This window comes from Streptomyces sp. NPDC002467, from assembly GCF_042889825.1.
Taxonomy (GTDB): domain Bacteria; phylum Actinomycetota; class Actinomycetes; order Streptomycetales; family Streptomycetaceae; genus Streptomyces.
The window spans coordinates 354,798-371,870 of sequence record NZ_JBIARJ010000006.1; the positions used below are offsets into that span (position 1 = coordinate 354,798).

Annotated in this window: 12 protein-coding genes; 4 read left to right on the forward strand and 8 right to left on the reverse strand. The window is 74.9% G+C overall.

Going from position 1 to position 17,073, the window contains the following annotated elements; translation table 11 throughout:
• Positions 1-54: 54 nt before the first annotated feature.
• Genes ACFYYJ_RS15955 through ACFYYJ_RS15965 form a run of 3 tightly spaced genes read right to left on the reverse strand, consistent with a single transcriptional unit; the run spans position 55 to position 7,204 of the window.
• Positions 55-1,014, reverse strand: a complete 960-nt coding sequence (locus ACFYYJ_RS15955; RefSeq protein WP_389132647.1) for an ABC transporter ATP-binding protein — start codon at positions 1,012-1,014, stop codon at positions 55-57.
• Positions 1,011-3,923: a hypothetical protein gene (locus tag ACFYYJ_RS15960; protein WP_389132649.1), complete on the reverse strand. Its 2,913-nt coding sequence runs from the start codon at positions 3,921-3,923 to the stop codon at positions 1,011-1,013. The genes ACFYYJ_RS15955 and ACFYYJ_RS15960 overlap by 4 nt, the downstream gene beginning before the upstream one ends.
• Complete coding sequence (locus ACFYYJ_RS15965) at positions 3,920-7,204, reverse strand: FtsX-like permease family protein (RefSeq protein ID WP_389132651.1); 3,285 nt, start codon at positions 7,202-7,204, stop codon at positions 3,920-3,922. Before ACFYYJ_RS15965 ends, ACFYYJ_RS15960 begins: the two co-directional genes overlap by 4 nt.
• A gap of 151 nt (positions 7,205-7,355) precedes the next feature.
• Here ACFYYJ_RS15965 and ACFYYJ_RS15970 point away from each other — a divergent pair, with 151 nt between their 5' ends.
• The gene (locus tag ACFYYJ_RS15970) at positions 7,356-8,087 is read left to right on the forward strand and encodes an ABC transporter ATP-binding protein (protein ID WP_385360630.1); all 732 of its coding nucleotides are present in this window, start codon (positions 7,356-7,358) and stop codon (positions 8,085-8,087) included.
• Between the two features lie 8 nt (positions 8,088-8,095).
• On the opposite strand, the gene ACFYYJ_RS15975 is transcribed toward ACFYYJ_RS15970, so the two are convergent.
• Together ACFYYJ_RS15975 and ACFYYJ_RS15980 are read right to left on the reverse strand one after the other, a co-directional pair.
• Positions 8,096-10,405, reverse strand: coding sequence for an FtsX-like permease family protein (locus tag ACFYYJ_RS15975; RefSeq protein ID WP_389132654.1), 2,310 nt, complete (start codon positions 10,403-10,405; stop codon positions 8,096-8,098).
• Positions 10,402-11,112: an ABC transporter ATP-binding protein gene (locus tag ACFYYJ_RS15980; protein WP_389132657.1), complete on the reverse strand. Its 711-nt coding sequence runs from the start codon at positions 11,110-11,112 to the stop codon at positions 10,402-10,404. The genes ACFYYJ_RS15975 and ACFYYJ_RS15980 overlap by 4 nt, the downstream gene beginning before the upstream one ends.
• A 146-nt stretch (positions 11,113-11,258) precedes the next feature.
• On the opposite strand from ACFYYJ_RS15980, the gene ACFYYJ_RS15985 reads away from it, so the two are divergent.
• Together ACFYYJ_RS15985 and ACFYYJ_RS15990 are read left to right on the forward strand one after the other, a co-directional pair.
• The gene (locus ACFYYJ_RS15985; RefSeq protein WP_389132659.1) at positions 11,259-12,098 is read left to right on the forward strand and encodes a sensor histidine kinase; all 840 of its coding nucleotides are present in this window, start codon (positions 11,259-11,261) and stop codon (positions 12,096-12,098) included.
• Entirely contained in the window at positions 12,095-12,763 is a 669-nt protein-coding gene (locus ACFYYJ_RS15990) for a response regulator (protein ID WP_389132662.1), read from the forward strand. The genes ACFYYJ_RS15985 and ACFYYJ_RS15990 overlap by 4 nt, the downstream gene beginning before the upstream one ends.
• Here ACFYYJ_RS15990 and ACFYYJ_RS15995 read toward each other — a convergent pair.
• Entirely contained in the window at positions 12,727-14,334 is a 1,608-nt protein-coding gene (locus ACFYYJ_RS15995) for a hypothetical protein (protein WP_389132665.1), read from the reverse strand. The two genes, ACFYYJ_RS15990 and ACFYYJ_RS15995, sit on opposite strands and share 37 nt — an antisense overlap.
• Entirely contained in the window at positions 14,331-15,248 is a 918-nt protein-coding gene (locus ACFYYJ_RS16000) for a LysR family transcriptional regulator (RefSeq protein WP_389132668.1), read from the reverse strand. Before ACFYYJ_RS16000 ends, ACFYYJ_RS15995 begins: the two co-directional genes overlap by 4 nt.
• A 71-nt stretch (positions 15,249-15,319) precedes the next feature.
• On the opposite strand from ACFYYJ_RS16000, the gene ACFYYJ_RS16005 reads away from it, so the two are divergent.
• The gene (locus ACFYYJ_RS16005; RefSeq protein WP_389132671.1) at positions 15,320-16,237 is read left to right on the forward strand and encodes an NAD-dependent epimerase/dehydratase family protein; all 918 of its coding nucleotides are present in this window, start codon (positions 15,320-15,322) and stop codon (positions 16,235-16,237) included.
• A 65-nt stretch (positions 16,238-16,302) separates the two neighbouring features.
• Here ACFYYJ_RS16005 and ACFYYJ_RS16010 read toward each other — a convergent pair whose 3' ends face one another.
• Positions 16,303-17,049, reverse strand: a complete 747-nt coding sequence (locus ACFYYJ_RS16010) for a GntR family transcriptional regulator (protein WP_389132674.1) — start codon at positions 17,047-17,049, stop codon at positions 16,303-16,305.
• Between the last annotated feature and the right edge of the window lie 24 nt (positions 17,050-17,073).

The window sequence follows — 17,073 nt, forward strand, 5'->3', positions numbered from 1 at the left end:
CGAGGTCCGCCTGCTCGGGTCGGATCCCGCGATGACGAAAAGGATCGGGTCGGCTCAGGACTCCGCGTCGTCGCGGCGGACTTCGATGTGGTCGGAGGCCAGGTCGACCGCCACGCGGTGCTCCATGCCCAAGGCCTCCAGGAACTTGTGGGGGAGCTGGACACGGCCGGTGCGGTCCAGCATCACGTACTCCCGCTCGCTCACCGATTCCTCACCGTGCTCGTCGGTGACCGTGCGCCGCAGGACCTCGCTGCTGGTCCGGCCGTCGCGGATGGCGACCGTACGGCGCACCTCGCCGGCGACCAGCGGGTCGTGGGTCACGATGACGACGGTGGCGCCCAGTTCCCGGTTGACGGTACGGAACGACTCGAAGATCGCGGCGCCCGTCTCCGAGTCCAGCTCGCCCGTGGGCTCGTCGGCGAGGAGGACCTTCGGGTCGTTCGCCATCGCCACGGCGATGGCCACGCGCTGCTGCTGGCCGCCCGACAGCTCGACCGGCCGGCGCCCCGCGAGGTCGCCGATCTCCAGGGCTTCGAGGAGCTGCGCCACCCGCTGCGCGCGCCGGGCCTTCGCACCGCGCCCGGACCGGCCCTTCAACTGCATGGGCAGCGCCACGTTCTGCGCCGCCGTCAGGAAGGGCATCAGATTGCGGGCCGTCTGCTGCCAGACGAATCCCACCGCCTCGCGCCGGTAGCGCAGCCGCTCCTTGGCCGACATCTCCAGCAGGTCGTAGCCACCCACGGTGGCGGTGCCCGCCGTGGGGACGTCCAGACCGGCGAGGATGTTCAGCAGGGTGGACTTCCCGCTGCCCGAGGCGCCGACGAGCGCCACCAGGTCGCCCTGGGCGACGGTCAGTTCGAGCCCCTGGAGGGCCTGCACCTCGACCCCGGCGGTGCTGAAGATGCGTACCAGGCGGTCGCACGCGATCGCCGTCTCCGCACCGCGCGCACGGGGCTCCGCGGCGGCCAGGGCCTCCCGGCGCAGGTCATCGTAGGTCGGCTGGTCGGTCTTCACCGCTGGTCTCCCGCTCTCAACTCGGTGGTGATCTGTCGCCTGCCGGAAATCGAGGCCTCCGCCAGCACGGCCGCGGTCACGAGGGCCGCGATGCCCAGTGCCTGGGTCAGTACGGGCGAGGCCGCCGGCCCCAGCCCGGTCGGGACCTTGGCGCCGACCAGTGAGGACAGGTCCACGGCCGGACCCAGCAGGAGCACGGCCGCAGCCGCGACGAGCCCGCCGCCGAGCGCCGCGACCAGCGCCTGCGGCCAGGTCTCGGCCAGGATCAGCGCCACGCCCCGCCGGGGCTGGAGGCCCATCGTGCGCAGCCGGGCCAGGAGCGCTGCCCGGTCGGGCGCGGCCCGCATCAGCGTCAGCAGCACCGCCAGCACGGCGAAGCCGGCGGCGCCCGCCACGGACGCCCAGAACAGCCTGACGGCGGAGTGCTGGAGCGGGTCGCCGGACAGTTCGGCGACCTTGGCGGCGCTGGTGCGCACCAGGTACTTCCCGGCGGTCTCCGCCGGGACGGTCCTGGCCACGGCCTCCTCCAGCCGGTCACCGTCGATGCCGCCCACCGCCAGCCACCGGTTGGGCTGCGCGGCCTTGGGGATCACCGCGGTGGTCGGCCCGGCCGGCAGGATCAGGGTGGCCACGCCCACACCGGGCAGCGCGGGCGTGGGGCCATCGAAGGTGCCGGCGACGCCGATCCGGATCTCCTCGCCGCCCGCCCAGAGGCGGAAGGCCTCCGTGTCCGCAGGGCCGGACTGGCCCTTCTGCCCGAGCAGATCGCGGCTGAACAGCGCGGGAACCGCGTCGCCGGCCCCCTTCGCGGAGAGCGCGGCGGGGTCGAAGCGGCCCCGCCCCAGGGTCCGGGACAGCTCCGCGTACGACTCCGGATCGACGACGACCACCGAGACGTGATTCGTGCCCCGCCCGAAGTAGCCGAACGCGTTGTCGTCCACCCACACCGAGGTCGCCTTCCGCGCGCCGGGCAACGCGGCCACGGCGTCGAGCAGTTCGCGGGGGAGGGCGGTCCCGTAGGGGGAGGAGAGTTGTGCGTCTCCGCCCACGGCGTCGCGGGCGACTTGGAGCCGGGAGGCGTCGACCGCGCCCAGCACCGTCGCACCGAAGCCGCCCGTGGTGACGGCCAGCAGCAGCGCGATCAGCGGCAGCACCGAGGGCCGCCCCCTGCCGCCGGTCGCCCCGGCGGGCCCGCCGCGCGCGGCGCGGGCCAGTCCGAGGAAACCGACCAGGCCGGGACCGCGGCCCGCCGCCCGGGCCAACGCCCCGACGAGCGGGGGCTGGAGCCGGGCCAGGAGCAGCCCGCCGCACAGCGCGAGCAGCAGCGGGGCGGCGACGAGCAGCGGATCGAGTCCCGCCCCGGCGGGGGCGACGCCGCGCGTTCGCACCTCGTACACGGCGGCGGCGGTGGCGGCCACGACGAGGAACTCGCCGACGAGCCGTCGCCGGGGGCGCGGCGTGCGCGGACCCGACAGCAGGACGAAGGCCCGTACGGGCAGGGCCAGCAGGGCGATCAGGGTCACGGCGGACGCGGCGACCAGAGAGGCGGCCGCCCGGGGCGTCGGCAGCAGCGCGAGCGCGAGCCAGGCGGCCGCGGCCGCGGCGGGCAACACCGTCACGGCGCCCTCACCGAGCAGCCGCAGCACGATGGAGCGGCGCGAGCCGCCGCGGGCGAGCAGCAGCCGCAGCTCGGCCGCGCGCCGGTCGCCGCCCAACGCGGCGGCCAGGGCGAAGACCACCACGGCCACCCCGGCGACCCCGGCCGGGCCGATCGCGGCGAGCGGGGCCGCGCCCCGCTCGCGGGCCTGGGCCTGCGTGAACAGCTCCGGGAGCCGGGAGACGATCCGCAGGTCGGGCCGCCCGATGGTGCGGCTCAGCCCGGTGGAGGTGGGACCGGCGACGAAGGAGGCGACCTCCTTGGCGGTGGCGGGCAGCCGGTCCGACCGCAGGGCGTCGGTGTCCACCGGCAGGCGCCAGAAGTACTGGATGCCCTCGCCCCAGCCGGCGATCCGGTCGATCCCCTCGGCGCCGACGACGGCGTCGGTCTGCCAGTACGCCAGCGGCGGGACGGTGGTCGTCCGCTTCTCGCACGCGTGGGCCATGCAGGGCACGTCGGTCCAGTACACGTCGGCCGCGTCGTGGGCGTCGTAGAGCCCGACGACCTCGGCCCGCTGCGGGCCCGCCAGTGAAGCCTTGGACTGCAGCACGGTGCCGATGGGCGCCTTCAGGGTCTCCGAGGCGGCGCGCGACAGGGCCACCGGGACCGGTGCGTCGTCGGCCACGGCGCCGGTCGGCCAGCGCCCCGCCACCAGCGTGGCGTGGGCGGTGACCTCCGGCAGGTACGCGAGGGTCAGCCGGGGGTCGGGCCCCTCGATCCGGGTGAGTTCCGGGTTCGCCAGCTCGGTGGGCTTCACGCCGTACGCGCCGTGCACCGGGCCGCTCGCGGCGAGGCGGAACGCGCCGCCGGTACGGGCGCGCAGCGCGGCCAGGGCGGAATCCAGCTCCTGCGGTGTCTGGGGTCCGCCCTGCGAGCCGGTGGAGGCGAACAGGCTCGTCGGGGCCGGGCCCTGGGCACGCAGGAACGAGCGCAGGGCCTGGTCGGCGCCCCGGTCCACGGCCCGGGGCAGGCCGGCCGCGAGGAGCACGGTGACGAACACGAGGGCGGCGCCGAGCAACGCGCTCAGCGGAGCCGCACGCAACCGCGTCCGCACCCAGGGCGCGGGTCGGTGCCCCGCGGGGCGCGAGGGGGACGCGGCCGGGCCGGACCCCGGCGCGGTGCCCGCTCCCGGGCCCGGTCCGGCCGGGACGGGGCGCGAGGGGCCGGCCGTGGGGTTCTCGGGGGTGCGGTCCTGGGGAGTGCGCTCCTCCGGCGTGCGGTCCCCGGGGGTGGGGGACGCGGGGCGGCTCATGATTCCTCCACGTGCCGCAGCCGGTCGGCCACGCCTCGGTCTCGGCGGCCGCCCGACACGGCCGACAGCAGCGGCACCGCGGCGATCGCGGCGGCCAGGAGCAGCGTCGCGGCGGTCGGCAGGTCCACCAGGACCTCCGGTACCGGGCGCCGCGCGGCGGGCGTCAGCACCACCAGCGGCACCACCAGGTGCACGATGAAGGCGCCCAGCCCCACCCCGACGGCGGTCCCGAGGACCACCAGGACTGCGGTCTCGGCCGCGACCGTCCGGGTGAGGCGCCGCCGGGGCGTGCCCAGCGCGGTCAGCACCGCGAACTCCGCGGCCCGTTCCCGTCCGGCCGCCGCCGCGGAGGCCGCGAAGCCGATCGCGGCCAGGATCGCGCAGGCCACCGCCAGCGCGGCCAGCGCGCTCTGCGGGCCCGCGCTGAGCGGATCGTCCAGCAGCCCCGCCGCGACCTCCTCGCGGAGCTCCAGCTGCTGGGCCCCCGCGCCGGAGCGCAGTTCGGCGGCGGCCCGAGCGGGCACGGGGTCGTCGCCGGAGGCGGCCGGCAGCCACCACTCGGCGACATCGGGCAGCTCCCGGCCGGTGTCGGCCGCCAACAGCCTTCCGGCGGCGGCGAGATCCACGGCCACGGCCGTGTCCCCGGCCACCGGCAGCGAGCCGACGGAGGCGGTGACCCGCACCGGCAGGCTGCCCGAGCCCAGCGGAACCGGCACCACGTCCCCCACGCCCGCTCCGACGGCGGCGAGGTAGCCGCGCGTGGCGATACCCGGCACCTCGGCGGCGGGGGCGGCGCCCGCGAGCAGCCCGAGTTGGACGCCGCCGATGCTTCCGGCGCCGCTCCGGTAACGGACCCGCACCAGTTCGTCCGGACCGGCCGGGACCAGTTCGCCGGCCCGGCCGCCGCCCGTCAGCTGCGGGGCACCCAGGGTCCAGCCGGCCGCACCGGGACGGGCGGGCACCGCGGCGGCGCCGGGGGCGTCGGCGGCGGAGATCCGGCGCACGGTCAGCTCCCCGGGCCGGTCCGCCCCCGCGGGGGCGTCCCCCTGTGCCGTCCGGCGGTCCTCCAGCGCGTACGAGAACACGAGCCCGGCGACCCGCAGTGGCGTTGCCGCCGACCCGAGCGAGCCCCCGGTGAGGGCGCCGAGGTCCAGCGAGACGGTGGCGTCCCCGGATTCCGGCAGCTGCGTCATCGGCGTGCGGTGGGTCTGGCCGTACCGGTCGCGCAGCAGCACGCCGAGGCCCGGCCGGCCGCCCTCGCCGGAGGCCTTCACCGTCACGTCCACGTCGATCCGGCGCGGTCGGCCGGGCAGTTCGATGCCGTCGGCGGCCGCGCCGCCACCCGCCGCGAGCGGGGTGAACAGCTCGCGCATGGAGCGGCCGTCCCGCAGATCGGCGCGCAGCGGAACCCGCTCGGCCACCCCGGCCGCGTCGAAGGCGAGCACCTGCCCGGCACGCCCGCCCGGCAGTTCCTGCTTCGCGCGGATCACCGGGATGACCCGCTCGCCCCCGGGCAGGGAGGCGTACCGCCCGTTGCGGCCCAGCGGTGCCAGGTCGCTGCCCGATATCCGCAGGCCCCCGGCGGTGGCGAAATCGGCCTGGTCACGTTGGGAAGCGGACCACGCGGTGTGCTGGCCCAGCGCCAGTACCCCGCTGGACACGGCCAGTACGAGCAGCAGCACCGGCCCGGTGGCCCGACCCGGCCGGCGGGCGAGCTGCCAACCGACCAGCGCCGGTCCGAGGCCCCGCCCGCGCGCCGCGATCCGCCCGCCGAGCCGCGCCGCGAACGGCAGCAGCCGCAGCACCAGCAGCGTGCCCGCGCACAGGGCCAGCGTCGGCGCCGCGACCAGCACCGGGTCCACCCCGAGCCCGCCGTCCGGGGCGGCGGCCTCGGAGACGTCGCCGCTGTACTGCGCGAGCTGCTGGTAGGCGAGGACGGCGAGCGCCACCAGGGCCAGGTCGGCGCCGGAGCGGACGGCACCGGCGACCAGCGCCTGCCGTCGGCCGCCGACCCGCAGGGCGACGGCTCCCGCGCCGCGCAGCATGGCGGGGAGCGCCGTCAGCAGGACGCACGCCAGCGCGCAGGCGCCGGCGACCGGCCACATCAGCGGGCTCCCGGAGGTGTCCAGGGGCACCCGCGCCAGCGGGCCGAAGCCGGCGAGCAGTCGCAGCAGGGGCGGTGTGAGCAGTGGCGCGAGTACGGCTGCGGGCAGTGCGAGCAGCAGCGAGCCGGCCGCGCCGAGTGCGCCGATCCGGAAGCGGGAGGCGCCGCGCGCGGTGAGCAGGACCCGCTCGGGCTCCTGGCGGTCCGTGAGGAGGTGGGCGACGAGCAGCAGAGCCGCCGCCGCGAGGACGGCCAGTTGCAGCGCGCCGACCATCAGGGTGGACCGGGCGACCCGCTGCCCGGAGTCCAACTCGTCCAACAGGTGGGGGAGTTCGGTCTTGATCTGGAACCCGTCGGGGCCCTTGACGCCCGTCGAGGCGCGGGCGCCGGCCGCCAGGCCCGCCGCGCGCCCGCGGATGTCCTGCGCCTGCTCGGGGCTCACGGTCGCGAAATCGGGGGTGAGGAGCACCCCGCGGCTGTTCTGCGGCAGTCCGCCCGCCGTGAACGCGGTGTCGTCGACGAGCAGCGGCCCGTACGTGGTGAACGTGCCGGCCTGGAGTTCGTGACCGCCGAGCGGGTCGAGCTGCCAGTACGGAGCCTTCGGGTCGGCCGCCCGGTACACGCCGGTGACCTGCACGGTGAGCGGGGCTCCGCCGTACCGGTCGTCGAGGCGGACCTCCGCCGGCAGCGCCGCCTCGGTGAGCCCCAGCCGGGTCAGCGCGGCCCGCGGCACGGCCACCTGCGTGTGGGCGGGGTCGGCTCCGGCGACCGCCTGCGGCCACTGTCCCGCCAGGAGCCGGACCCGCTCGCGGTCCAGGGAGGCGAGCAGCGTCAGATCGGTGTCCTTGCCGGCGTTGCGCGCGCCGGGGATTCCGTACGAGCGGCTGCGCGCCATGGTCTCGAAGGCCACGGGGAGCCGTCCGAACAGCTCGCCGGCGAAGGCCCGTACGGCCTTGTCGTCCTCGGCGCGAGCGGCCACGGGACGTCCGCCGGTCACCAGCACGGTGCTCCGGTCCCGACCCGGGCCCTGGAGCGCCTGGCGCAGTCCCGCCTCGCCCACACCGCGTGTGAACGCGAACAGTGCCGTCAGCACGGTCGTGGTGATGAGCACGGTGAGCAGGACGGCGGCGGCGAGCGGCACTCGCCCGCGCAGCCGGCGCATGACGAAGCCGAGCATATGGTGTGTTCCTCCCCCGTCCGGACCGCCGGCACCGGATAGCGGACGACTCTGTCAGATTCGAACGCACAGGGGAAGGGACTTGCGCGAAGGATGTGACAGATGAGCAAATTCGAAAGTGACCGGTTCACATCCACGGGGAGCACACGTCATGACGCAGCAACAGGAGAACCCGGCCGCCGCGCCGATGGTGGTCGTGGACGACGTCCACCGCAGCTTCGGCACCGGCCCGCACGCCGTGCACGCGCTGCGAGGCGTCTCCTTCGAGGTGCGCCGAGGTGAACTCACCGCACTGAAAGGCCGTTCGGGCTCAGGCAAGACCACCCTGCTCAACCTCGTCGGCGGACTCGACACCCCGACCTCCGGCAGCGTCTCCCTCGACGGCACCGGCCTCGCGAGCCTCGACGAGGCCGGGCTGCTGGCGCTGCGCCGCGACCGCATCGGATTCGTCTTCCAGTCCTTCGGCCTGATACCGGTCCTCACCGCCTTGGAGAACGTCGGGGTACCGATGCGGCTGCGGAAGGTCCCCGCACGGCAGCGCGAGGAGCGGGCCAGGACCCTGCTCGCCCTGGTGGGCCTGGCCGAACACGCGGACCAGCGACCCGGCGAACTCTCGGGCGGACAGCAGCAGCGGGTCGCCCTGGCCCGCGCCCTGGCCAACGAGCCCGACCTGATCATCGCGGACGAACCGACCGGCCAGCTCGACTCCGAGACGGGCCGGTCCATCATGAGGCTGCTGCGCGCGGTGGTGCGCAGTGAGGGCGTCACCGCCCTGGTGGCCACCCACGACCCGGTCCTGATCGAACTCGCCGACCGGGTCGTGGAGCTGCGCGACGGCCGCATCGTCGACGAAGAGTCCGCTCCGAGGGCCGCCGTCGGCTGATCGGCCGGCTACTCGGTGTGCAGCACCGAGGCGATCGTCATCCGGGCCGCCGACCGGGCCGGCGGCAGGGCGCCCAGTACCGCGATCGCCATGCCCGCCAACAGCATCGCGGCCAACTGCGGCGCGTGCCACACGTCCTTCATGTACTCCGGGAAGGCGACGATGCCGACGTTGTCCACGACCATCCGGTGCGCCAGTATCCCCAGCGGGATGCCGAGCAGCCCGCCGACCGCGCCCAGCCCGGCCACCGAGGTCACCGTCATCGCCACCACCTGCCGGGGGGTCATCCCGATCGACTTGAGCATCCCCAGGTCGCGGCGGCGTTCGCGGGTGTTCAGCAGCACCGTGTTGAACACCCCGAGCGAGGCGACGAGCGTCAGCAGCACCGTGAACACCGTCGAGAAGGCGACGACCGTGGTGGTGGCGGCGTTCCCCGAACCCCCCACGTTCACGTGCAGTCCGGGATCGGCCGCCTCGACCGCCGCCGCGTAGGCCCCGGCGTCGGCGCCCGGCATCAGCAGCACCGCGTACTCGATGGCGCGGGCGCCGGGCGCGAGCTGCTCGTACGTCTGCCAGCTCGCGTCCAGGGAACGGGCGTTGGAGTCGATGAGCTCGCCGACGATGGTGGACGGCACCTGCCGGCCGTTCAGTTCCAGCGTGACCCGGTCGCCCACCTTCAGGCCTCGCTCGGTGAGGAACGACGGCCCTGCCGCGATCTCCCCGGCCGCGTCGGGCACCCGCCCCGCGTACATCTGGGGGGACGCCGCGGCGTTGTCCCCGCGGTAGAAGTTGCCGAAAGCGGGCTGGGTCTGCCCGGCCAGGTTCACCTGGGCCAGCCCGCGTGCGCGTACGTACTTCACGCCGGGGAGGGAGCGCAGCAGCTCCTCGATCTGCGCGTCGCCGAGCCTGGGGTCGGGCCGGCCGTGCCGCTCGATCCCCGCCTCCACCTGGATCCCGGTGCCGCCTTCGCTCCGCCCGGCGTCGCCGAACGCGAGCATGGTGCTGGTCAGCCCGGTCGACAGGGTGGCCGTGGTCACCCCGAGGACGATGGCGGCCAGGGTCAGCAGGCTGCGGGCGGGCCGGGCGAACGGCTGGCCCAGGCCCATGCTGACGGGTCGCGGCAGCCGGGTCGCGCCGAGCAGCTGCTGCACGCGCAGCCCCCGCCCGGTGCGGGGCGCGCCGCCCGCGCTGATCGCCTCGGCGGCGGGCAGCCGGTGCGCCCTCAGTGCGGGGACCAGAGCCGCCAGCAGCACGAGGACGGGCATGCCCAGCAGGCAGACGACGAGCACCCCCGGCTCGACGCGGTCGACCGAGGCCCGGCCGATCTCGATGCCGGAGAACGCGACCCTCAGGACCGGCCGGGCCAGCGCGGTGCCCGCCAGGGTGCCGAGCACGGAACCCGCCACGGCGGGGACGGAGACCATCGTCAGGTAGACGGCGACGACCTGGTTCGGGGTGAAGCCCAATGCCTTGAGCACGCCGATGTGCCGGTACCCGGACACGACCGCCCCGCTGACCACGTTGCCGACGATCAGGACCGAGACGAGCACGCCGAGGACACCGAAGAGCGTCATGAACGGGAGGTACGCGTTCGCCGTCGACGCGAACGCCCGCTTGAGGGTGAGGTGGCTCTGCGCACTGGTCAGCGCGGACCCGGGCAGCCCGGCGGTGGCCCGTGCGAGTGAGGCGTCCAGCCGGGCCTGCGTCGAAGAGCCGGTGAACCGGTACAGCATCTGGGCGGAGGTGGGGTGCAGCGCCGCCGCCTGCTCGGGGGACACCCAGCCGCCGGCCGACTTGCCGACGCTGTTGGCGAAGCCCACGACGGTCAGCCGCGGCCCCCCGGGAACCGCCAGTTCGGTGCCGAGCAGCTCCGCATCGGGTGTCCCACCGTGCGAGTTGTTGACGACGAGCTCGCCCGGCGCCGTGGCCCACCGGCCCCGCAGCAGCTCGACGCGGTCCACCGGGCCCGCCGGGTCGGCCCGGCCGACCAGGGTGAGGGAACCGCCCGCCATCCACAGCCAGTTGCCGGGAACGCCGATCACGGCCTGCGCGAAGGGCCCGGCGGCGGCCTCCACACCCGGCTGCCGCGCGGTGTCCGCCAGCTGCTCCGTCGTGACCTTCGAGGTGTCGAAGGAAGCCACCACATGGGCCCCGCGCTGCTTCGCGTACGCCTTGTCGAACGGTCCGGAGGCCGCTTCCAGCATCCCCAGCGCGAGCAGCACGGTCGTGGTCGAGCACAGCACGACGAGCCCGATGACGAAGGTCTGGACCCTGCGCCGCCCGACGGCTGCGCGCGATGCCCTCCACACGGCGCTCACGCGGTCGCCTCCAGCGCGCTCTCGTGGGCCACCCGGCCGTCGGCGACCTCGACCAGACGGCCGGCGCATCGGGTGGCCAACTCCCGGTCGTGGGTGACGATCAGCAGGGTCTGCCCGATCTGGTTGAGGTCGATGAGGAGGTCCATCACCTGCTCGCCGGAGCGGCGGTCGAGCGCGCCCGTGGGTTCGTCCGCCAGGAGCAGCGCGGGACGGTTCATCAACGCCCGGGCGACGGCCACCCGTTGTCGCTCGCCGCCGCTGAGCGTCGCCGGGTGGTTGTTGCGGCGCGCGGCCACCCCCAGTTCGTCGAGCAGTTCCAGGGCCCGGCGGCGGGCCTGCCGGGCGGGGGTCCCGGTCAACTGGGCGGCCAGCGCCACGTTGTCCAGCACGGGAAGGTCGTCGATGAGGTTGAAGAACTGGAAGATCATGCCGACGCTGCGGCGCCGGAACAGCGCCAGTCCGGTCTCGTTCAACCGCCCCAGGTCCTGGCCGTGCACCTCCACCAGGCCCGAGGTGGGCCGGTCCAGCCCGGCCACCATGTTGAGGAGGGTCGACTTCCCGCAACCGGAGGGGCCCATCACGGCGACCGCCTCACCCGCCCGGATCTCCAGGGACAGCCCGTCCAGGGCCTTCGTGTCGCCGTACTCCTTGTGCACGCCGTCCAGCCGCACCACCACGTGACGTTCACCGCCTTGATCGATCGTCATGGTCCGAACCTAAGGCGGGGGTCGCGGGCCGTGCGTCAGTCCCCGGATGTAATGGTCCGCGCAGGTCATCCCGGGGATGTACGCGGCCCGCCCGGCCCGTCCGGCAGAATGACGGCGGACGGACGGGGACGGACGGGGGATCCGAGGTGGGAACGATCGGCGCGGTCGCCGTCGCGTGCCTCGCCGCGATCGTGGCGGCCGGGCTGGGACTGGCCTTGGTGCGGGCCCGGCGCGGGCACGCCGCCGCCATGGGGGAACGCGGCTGGCTGCTGGAACGGGAACGGGAGAGCGCGGCCCGCGCCGCCGTGGACGCGGAACGGGCCAGGATCGCGGCGGAACTCCACGACATCGTCAGCCACAACGTGAGCCTCATGGTGGTCCAGGCGGGCGCCGCCCGGGAAGTGCTGCACACCCTGCCGGAGGAGGCCGCGGCGGCGATGGGCGCCGTGGAGGCGGCGGGGCGCACCACGATGACGGAACTGCGCCACCTGCTGGGACTGTTGGCGCCGGCGCAGGACGGCAAGGACGAACCGTACGCCGCGGGCGCCGCCCGGGCGGCCACGGAGCCGCAGCCGACCCTGGCCAGACTCAGCCCGCTGATCGACAAGTTCGCCTTCGCCGGTCTGCCGGTGGAGGTACGGGTGTCCGGGGAGCCCCGGCCGTTGCCGGCCGGGATCGACGTCACGGCGTACCGGATCATCCAGGAGGCGCTGACCAACGCGTTCAAACACGGGAACGGGGGCAAGGCGGAAGTGACGGTGCGGTACGCGGAACACGCGCTGCGGGTGGAGGTGCTCACGAACGGCCCGAGCACCCTGTCGCCGGACACGGCGGCGGCCGCCCCGGCGGCCAAGGCCGACGGGACCGGGCGCGGGCTGCTCGGGCTGCGCGAGCGCGTCGCCGTCTACGGCGGCGACCTCGACGCCCGCCGCCGGCTCGGCGGCGGCTACCGCGTGCGGGCGCGCCTCCCCCTGGAGCGACCGTGACCGCGCCCGTGCCCGGTCCCCGGGTGGTGATCGCCGATGACCAGGAGCTCGTCCGCACAGGCTTCCGGCTGATCCTGACGGCCCGGGGGATCGACGTGGTCGGGGTCGCCGCCGACGGGGTGGAGGCCGTCGGGCTGGTGCGGCGGACCCGGCCCGACGTCGTACTGCTCGACATCCGGATGCCGAACATGGACGGTCTCGAAGCCGCCCGACGGATCCTCGCCGAGGCGCCCGAATGCCGGGTGATCATGCTGACCACCTTCGACCTCGACAGCTACGTCTACGCCGCCCTCGCCGCCGGGGCCAGCGGCTTCCTGCTCAAGGACGTCACGCCCGAACACCTCGCCGCCGCCGTCCGCCTGGTCGGCACCGGCGACGCGCTGCTCGCCCCGTCGATCACCCGCCGCCTGGTCGAGCGCTGCGGCCCCGGCCCCGAGGCCACCGCGCATCCGGGGCTCGACTCGCTGACCCCGCGCGAGCGCGAGGTGCTGACCCTGATGGGCCACGGCCGCTCCAACGCCGAACTGGCACGGGACCTCACCCTCAGCGAAGCCACCGTGAAGACCCATGTGGCCCGGATCTTCGCCAAGTTGTCGCTGCGCGACCGGGCCCAGGCGGTGGTGGTCGCCTACGAGACGGGCCTGGTCACCCCCGGTTCCGTGTAGCGGCGGACCAGGTCCTCCATCACGGACGGCGGCAGCGAGGGATTCTCGGCCGCCGCCTGCGCGAGCTCTTCGTCGGCGTCGTCGAGCAAACCGATGAGGACCGGCTCCGCGAGCGCGGGATGGGCGGCCGCGTCACGCCGCGCCCGCCGGTCGGCCAGGCACGGCACGAGCGCCTCGGCGGTCCCGTTCCGGTGCTTGGCGATCTCGCGCAGCGCGCGCCGCGCGGGCGGCTCGTGCCGCGCCAGCTCCGTCAGCAGCGACCCCGGCGCATCCGGATTGGCGGCGACCCTCGCGTGGACCGGTACGCCGTGGCGCGCGACCATGCCGCGCAACTGCCCCTCCGACAGGCCAGGATGGGGGGCCACGGCCTTCACCACGGCCGCGTCGGGATCGTCGGCGAGCGCGTCGCGCACCCCGTCCGGCAGGTCACGCCGCTCCCCGACGAGCATGCGTACGGACGCGTGCGCGGACCCCGCCAGACCCGCGATCTCCTCCGCCGTCGCGGCGGCGATGCGCGGCAGCAGGACCGGACCGGTCTTGGTCGTGCGGGCCAGGGCGACCAGCACGTCCAGCGGTAGCCGTGGATGGTGGGCCAGGGCGCGCCTCTCCTCGTGCGCGGCCTCGGCGGCGAGCGCCCGGACGAGTTCCTCGCCGATCGCGGGATTCCCGGCAACCGCCTCCCGGACGCCGGGGACGGGGTCGCGTGCGAGGAGCGAGTACACCTGCTGCGGCAGGTCGGAGCGTTCGGCCAGCGCCCATCTCAGCAGCGTCCAGGGCGTGTCGGCGAGCGAGACCGCGGCCTCCGCCGGTGTCGACGGGTTGCGCAGGGCACGCTCCCGGATCTCGTGGACGGTGGAGGCGTGCGAACCGTCGCACGCGGCGCCCGCCCGCAGCCCGCAGTCCACGTCGGGGCAGTACGGGTCGTGGACGAAGGGGACGTCCTTGATGTCGCAGACCAGGCAGGAGGTCGCCGGAGGGAGCCCGTCACCCGTGATCAGGGCGGCCAGCGCGGCGGGCGGCACGGCCTCGTTGCAAGCCGCCGCGCTGCGGACCTCGGCATGGGGGTGCCGCGCCAGACGGGCGGCGACGGCCGGGTCGGTCGTCCACAGCGCGAGCTCCGTGACCACTTCCGGATCGGGGTCGGCGGCCAGGGCTTCCGTGACGTCCTGCGGCAGCCCGGGACAGGAGGCGAGCTTCCATCGGATGTGGACGTCGGGGGAGGCGGACAGGAGCCGGGCCCACTCCGGCAGGCCCCGCCGCTCGTCGAGGAGGGCGAGGGCGGCGAGCGGCCTGACCGCCGGGTCGACGTCGGCGGCCGTCAGGGTTCCGGAGTAGGCGAGCTGCACGGCGGTGTGCTCGTGGTGCGCGGCCAACGCCCGTACCCGGTCCCGGCTGAGGTCGGACCGGTCGGCGAGCTCCTCGATCAGCTCGTCGAGGAGGTCACGGGACGGTTCCCGGTCGGTGGGGGCATCGGCCCGGGCCACCGCCTCCAGGGCCAGGTCCAGGAGGCGGTCGGTCAGCGGGGCCGGGAGGGCCGGATTGGCGGCCAGACCGCACAGGAGGTGGTTCACGGGCGGGCCTCTCGGCCCGAGGCAGCCGCCGACAGGGCTTCGGCGAGGGCCCTCGCGTGCGTATGCGGGCGTCGCCGACGGGGGAGCAGTACCCCGAAGTGTCGGGCCGGACGTGGAGGTTCGACCCGTACCACGCTCAACTCCCCGGCAGGGTCCGGAGCCAGCGAGACCTCCGGGACGAGGGAGACCCCCACGCCCGCCGCGACCAGTGTCTGCGCGAAGAAGTAGTCGGTGGTCGACGCTCCGACCAGGAGGTCGAAGCCGGCCTGTTCGGCGTAACGGCGCAGGAACGCCTCCGTCTTGAGGCAGCCGAGCACCCAGCGCTCCCCGGCGAGCTCGGCCGGGCTCAGCGAGGACCGGTCCGCGAGCCGGTGCCCCCGGGGCAGCACCAGCCACAGCGGATCCTCCATCAGAGGCATCCAGTCGAGCCCCGGACGGCCGCCCGCCCCGACCGGCGTCGGGCCGTCGAAGTGGTAGCTCAACGCGAGGTCGGCCGCCCCGGAGCGCACCATCGGCACCGCGTCCTCCGGCTCGCACTCGCGTACCGTCAGCTCCACCTCCGGATGCGCGGCCACGAACCGGGAGAGGGCCCCGGGCAGCAGGTGACGGCCCCCGCTGGTGAAGGTCGCGACGGTCAACCGCGGCCGGGGAGCGGTCAGCCGGTCGATCTCGTGGCGGACCTGGTCCAGTTCGGCGGAGATCGTCTCGGCGGCCTCCACCAGCAGCCGGCCGGGCTCGGTGAGGGTGACACCGCGCGTGCTGCGCACCGCCACCGGGTGGCCCAGGCCGCGTTCCAGGGCGGCGATGTGCTGGGACACGGCCGACGGGGTCAACAGCAGTGCCCCGGCGGCCTTGTTGAAGCTGCCGTGCTCGGCCACCGCCCGCAGGACGCGCAGCCGCTGAACATCGATCATCAGTTTTCCTTCATACCGGTTCAGTGGATCAGCAGTTCCGCTGGGGACGATACAGCGGCAGAGTCGAGCGCATGAACACGATTCTTGTCATCGGCGGGAGCCGGTACTTCGGAAAGTCCCTGGTCACCAAGGCCCGCGACGCGGGACATGAGGTCACGCTCCTCAACCGGGGCTCCAGCGCCCCGCCCGCTGGCGTAGACCGGCTCGTCGCCGACCGTGACGACGAGGAAGCACTGCGGGCGGCGCTGGGCGGCCGCACCTTCGACACCGTCATCGACCAGGTCTGCTACACGCCGCAGCAGGCCGCCGTCGCCCGGCGCGTCTTCGCCGGGCGGACCGGACGCTACGTGATGACCTCCACGATGGAGGTCTACGACCCGGCCACCCTCCCCGCCCGGGCCCCCGGCCCCACGGCCGGCGGCGGCCCGGTCCCCCTCACCGAGGACTCCCTCGACCTGCTGCAGGCGGGTCAGGCGTGGGGGCACGGTCCCGCCTTCGAGTACGCCGACGGCAAGCGGCTGGCCGAGGAGGTCTTCCTGCGCGATCCCGTCTTCCCGTACGTGTCCGTGCGCACGGCCCACGTCCTGGGCGGTGGCGCCGCGGACTTCACCGGGCGCCTCGCGCACTACGCGGAGCGGATCGCCGCGGGCATCCCGGTCGACGTCCACGAAGCCCCGTACGCAACCTCGTTCATCCACCACCTGGAGATCGCGGACCTGCTGTACTGGGCGGCCGGCCAGAGCTTCACCGGGCCGGTCAACGCGGCCTCCCACGGCGCGCTGGACGTGAGGGGGCTGAGCGAACTGGTCGCCGAGCGGGTCGGACGGCGCCCGCACTACCGGGTCGTCGGACCGGGCGCCGAAGCCTCGCCCTTCTCCTTCGACCGGGCCTACGCCATGGACAACGCCCGGGCCGCCTCACTGGGTTTCGACTTCGGCCGGGTCGCGGACTGGCTGCCGGCCGCCATCGCGGAAGCGGCCTCGGTCTAGGGTCTGCCTTTCGGGTCATGCGGGGCTCGCGGGGCCCTGATCCGGCCTGATCCGAAAGACAGGCCCTAACCGTCGCCGGTGCGCCGCTCCAGCGGGGTGGCTACTGCCGAGTTGCTCACACTGAAAACGACGCTGCCGGCCCGATAGCGGTCGTCGGACCACTCGATCGGGCGGCCGGCCGCCGTCGAGGAGGCGTGCCGCTGGCGCAGCAGTGGGGTGCCGCGGCGGACCTCCAGCAGCCGTGCGTCCTCACTGCCGGCCGGGAGGGCGTCGATGAGGTGCTCGCCGTAGTGGGCGACGACCCCGGAGTCCTGCGCGAGCAGGTCCATGATGGAGCGGCAGTCCTCGGGCATCGCCTCGACGGCGGCCGCGATCCAGCCGGGATAGGCGGTCCGCTCGACCATGGTGGGCTCCCCGTCGAGCAGGCGCAGCCGCAGCACCGCGAGGACCTCCGCGCCCGGCTCCAGCGCGAGGCGTTCGGCCTCCTCGGCGGTGGCGGGCCTGCGGGTACGGGAGAGGAACCGGCTGGCGGCCTCGTGCCCGAGCCCCTCAGCCCACTGGGCGAAGCTGTTCAGCTCGCCGAAGCTGTGCCGCCGCTCGTGGCGCAGAACGATCCTCCGCGCGCCCTGCCGGGAACCGATCAACCCCTCCGAGGCCAGCGTGGCCACCGCCTGGCGCACGGTTCCCCGCGATGCGGACCACCGCGCGGCGAGGTCGCTCTCGGAGGGCAACTGCGAGCCCACCGGGTGCTCACCGGAGAGGATCGCCCGGCGCAGCGCGTCGGCGATCTCCAGATATCTGACCGTGCCCATGCCCCTCGCCCCCCGACCGGTGCG

What these genes read in the sequence shown, in the direction of transcription:
- ACFYYJ_RS15960 (WP_389132649.1), bottom strand. Translation starts at nt 3,923, where the DNA reads ATGAGCCGCCCCGCGTCCCCCACCCCCGGGGACCGCACGCCGGAGGAG.
- ACFYYJ_RS15965 (WP_389132651.1), bottom strand. Translation starts at nt 7,204, where the DNA reads ATGCTCGGCTTCGTCATGCGCCGGCTGCGCGGGCGAGTGCCGCTCGCC.
- ACFYYJ_RS16000 (WP_389132668.1), bottom strand. Translation starts at nt 15,248, where the DNA reads ATGATCGATGTTCAGCGGCTGCGCGTCCTGCGGGCGGTGGCCGAGCAC.
- ACFYYJ_RS15980 (WP_389132657.1), bottom strand. Translation starts at nt 11,112, where the DNA reads ATGACGATCGATCAAGGCGGTGAACGTCACGTGGTGGTGCGGCTGGAC.
- ACFYYJ_RS16010 (WP_389132674.1), bottom strand. Translation starts at nt 17,049, where the DNA reads ATGGGCACGGTCAGATATCTGGAGATCGCCGACGCGCTGCGCCGGGCG.
- ACFYYJ_RS15970 (WP_385360630.1), top strand. Translation starts at nt 7,356, where the DNA reads ATGACGCAGCAACAGGAGAACCCGGCCGCCGCGCCGATGGTGGTCGTG.
- ACFYYJ_RS16005 (WP_389132671.1), top strand. Translation starts at nt 15,320, where the DNA reads ATGAACACGATTCTTGTCATCGGCGGGAGCCGGTACTTCGGAAAGTCC.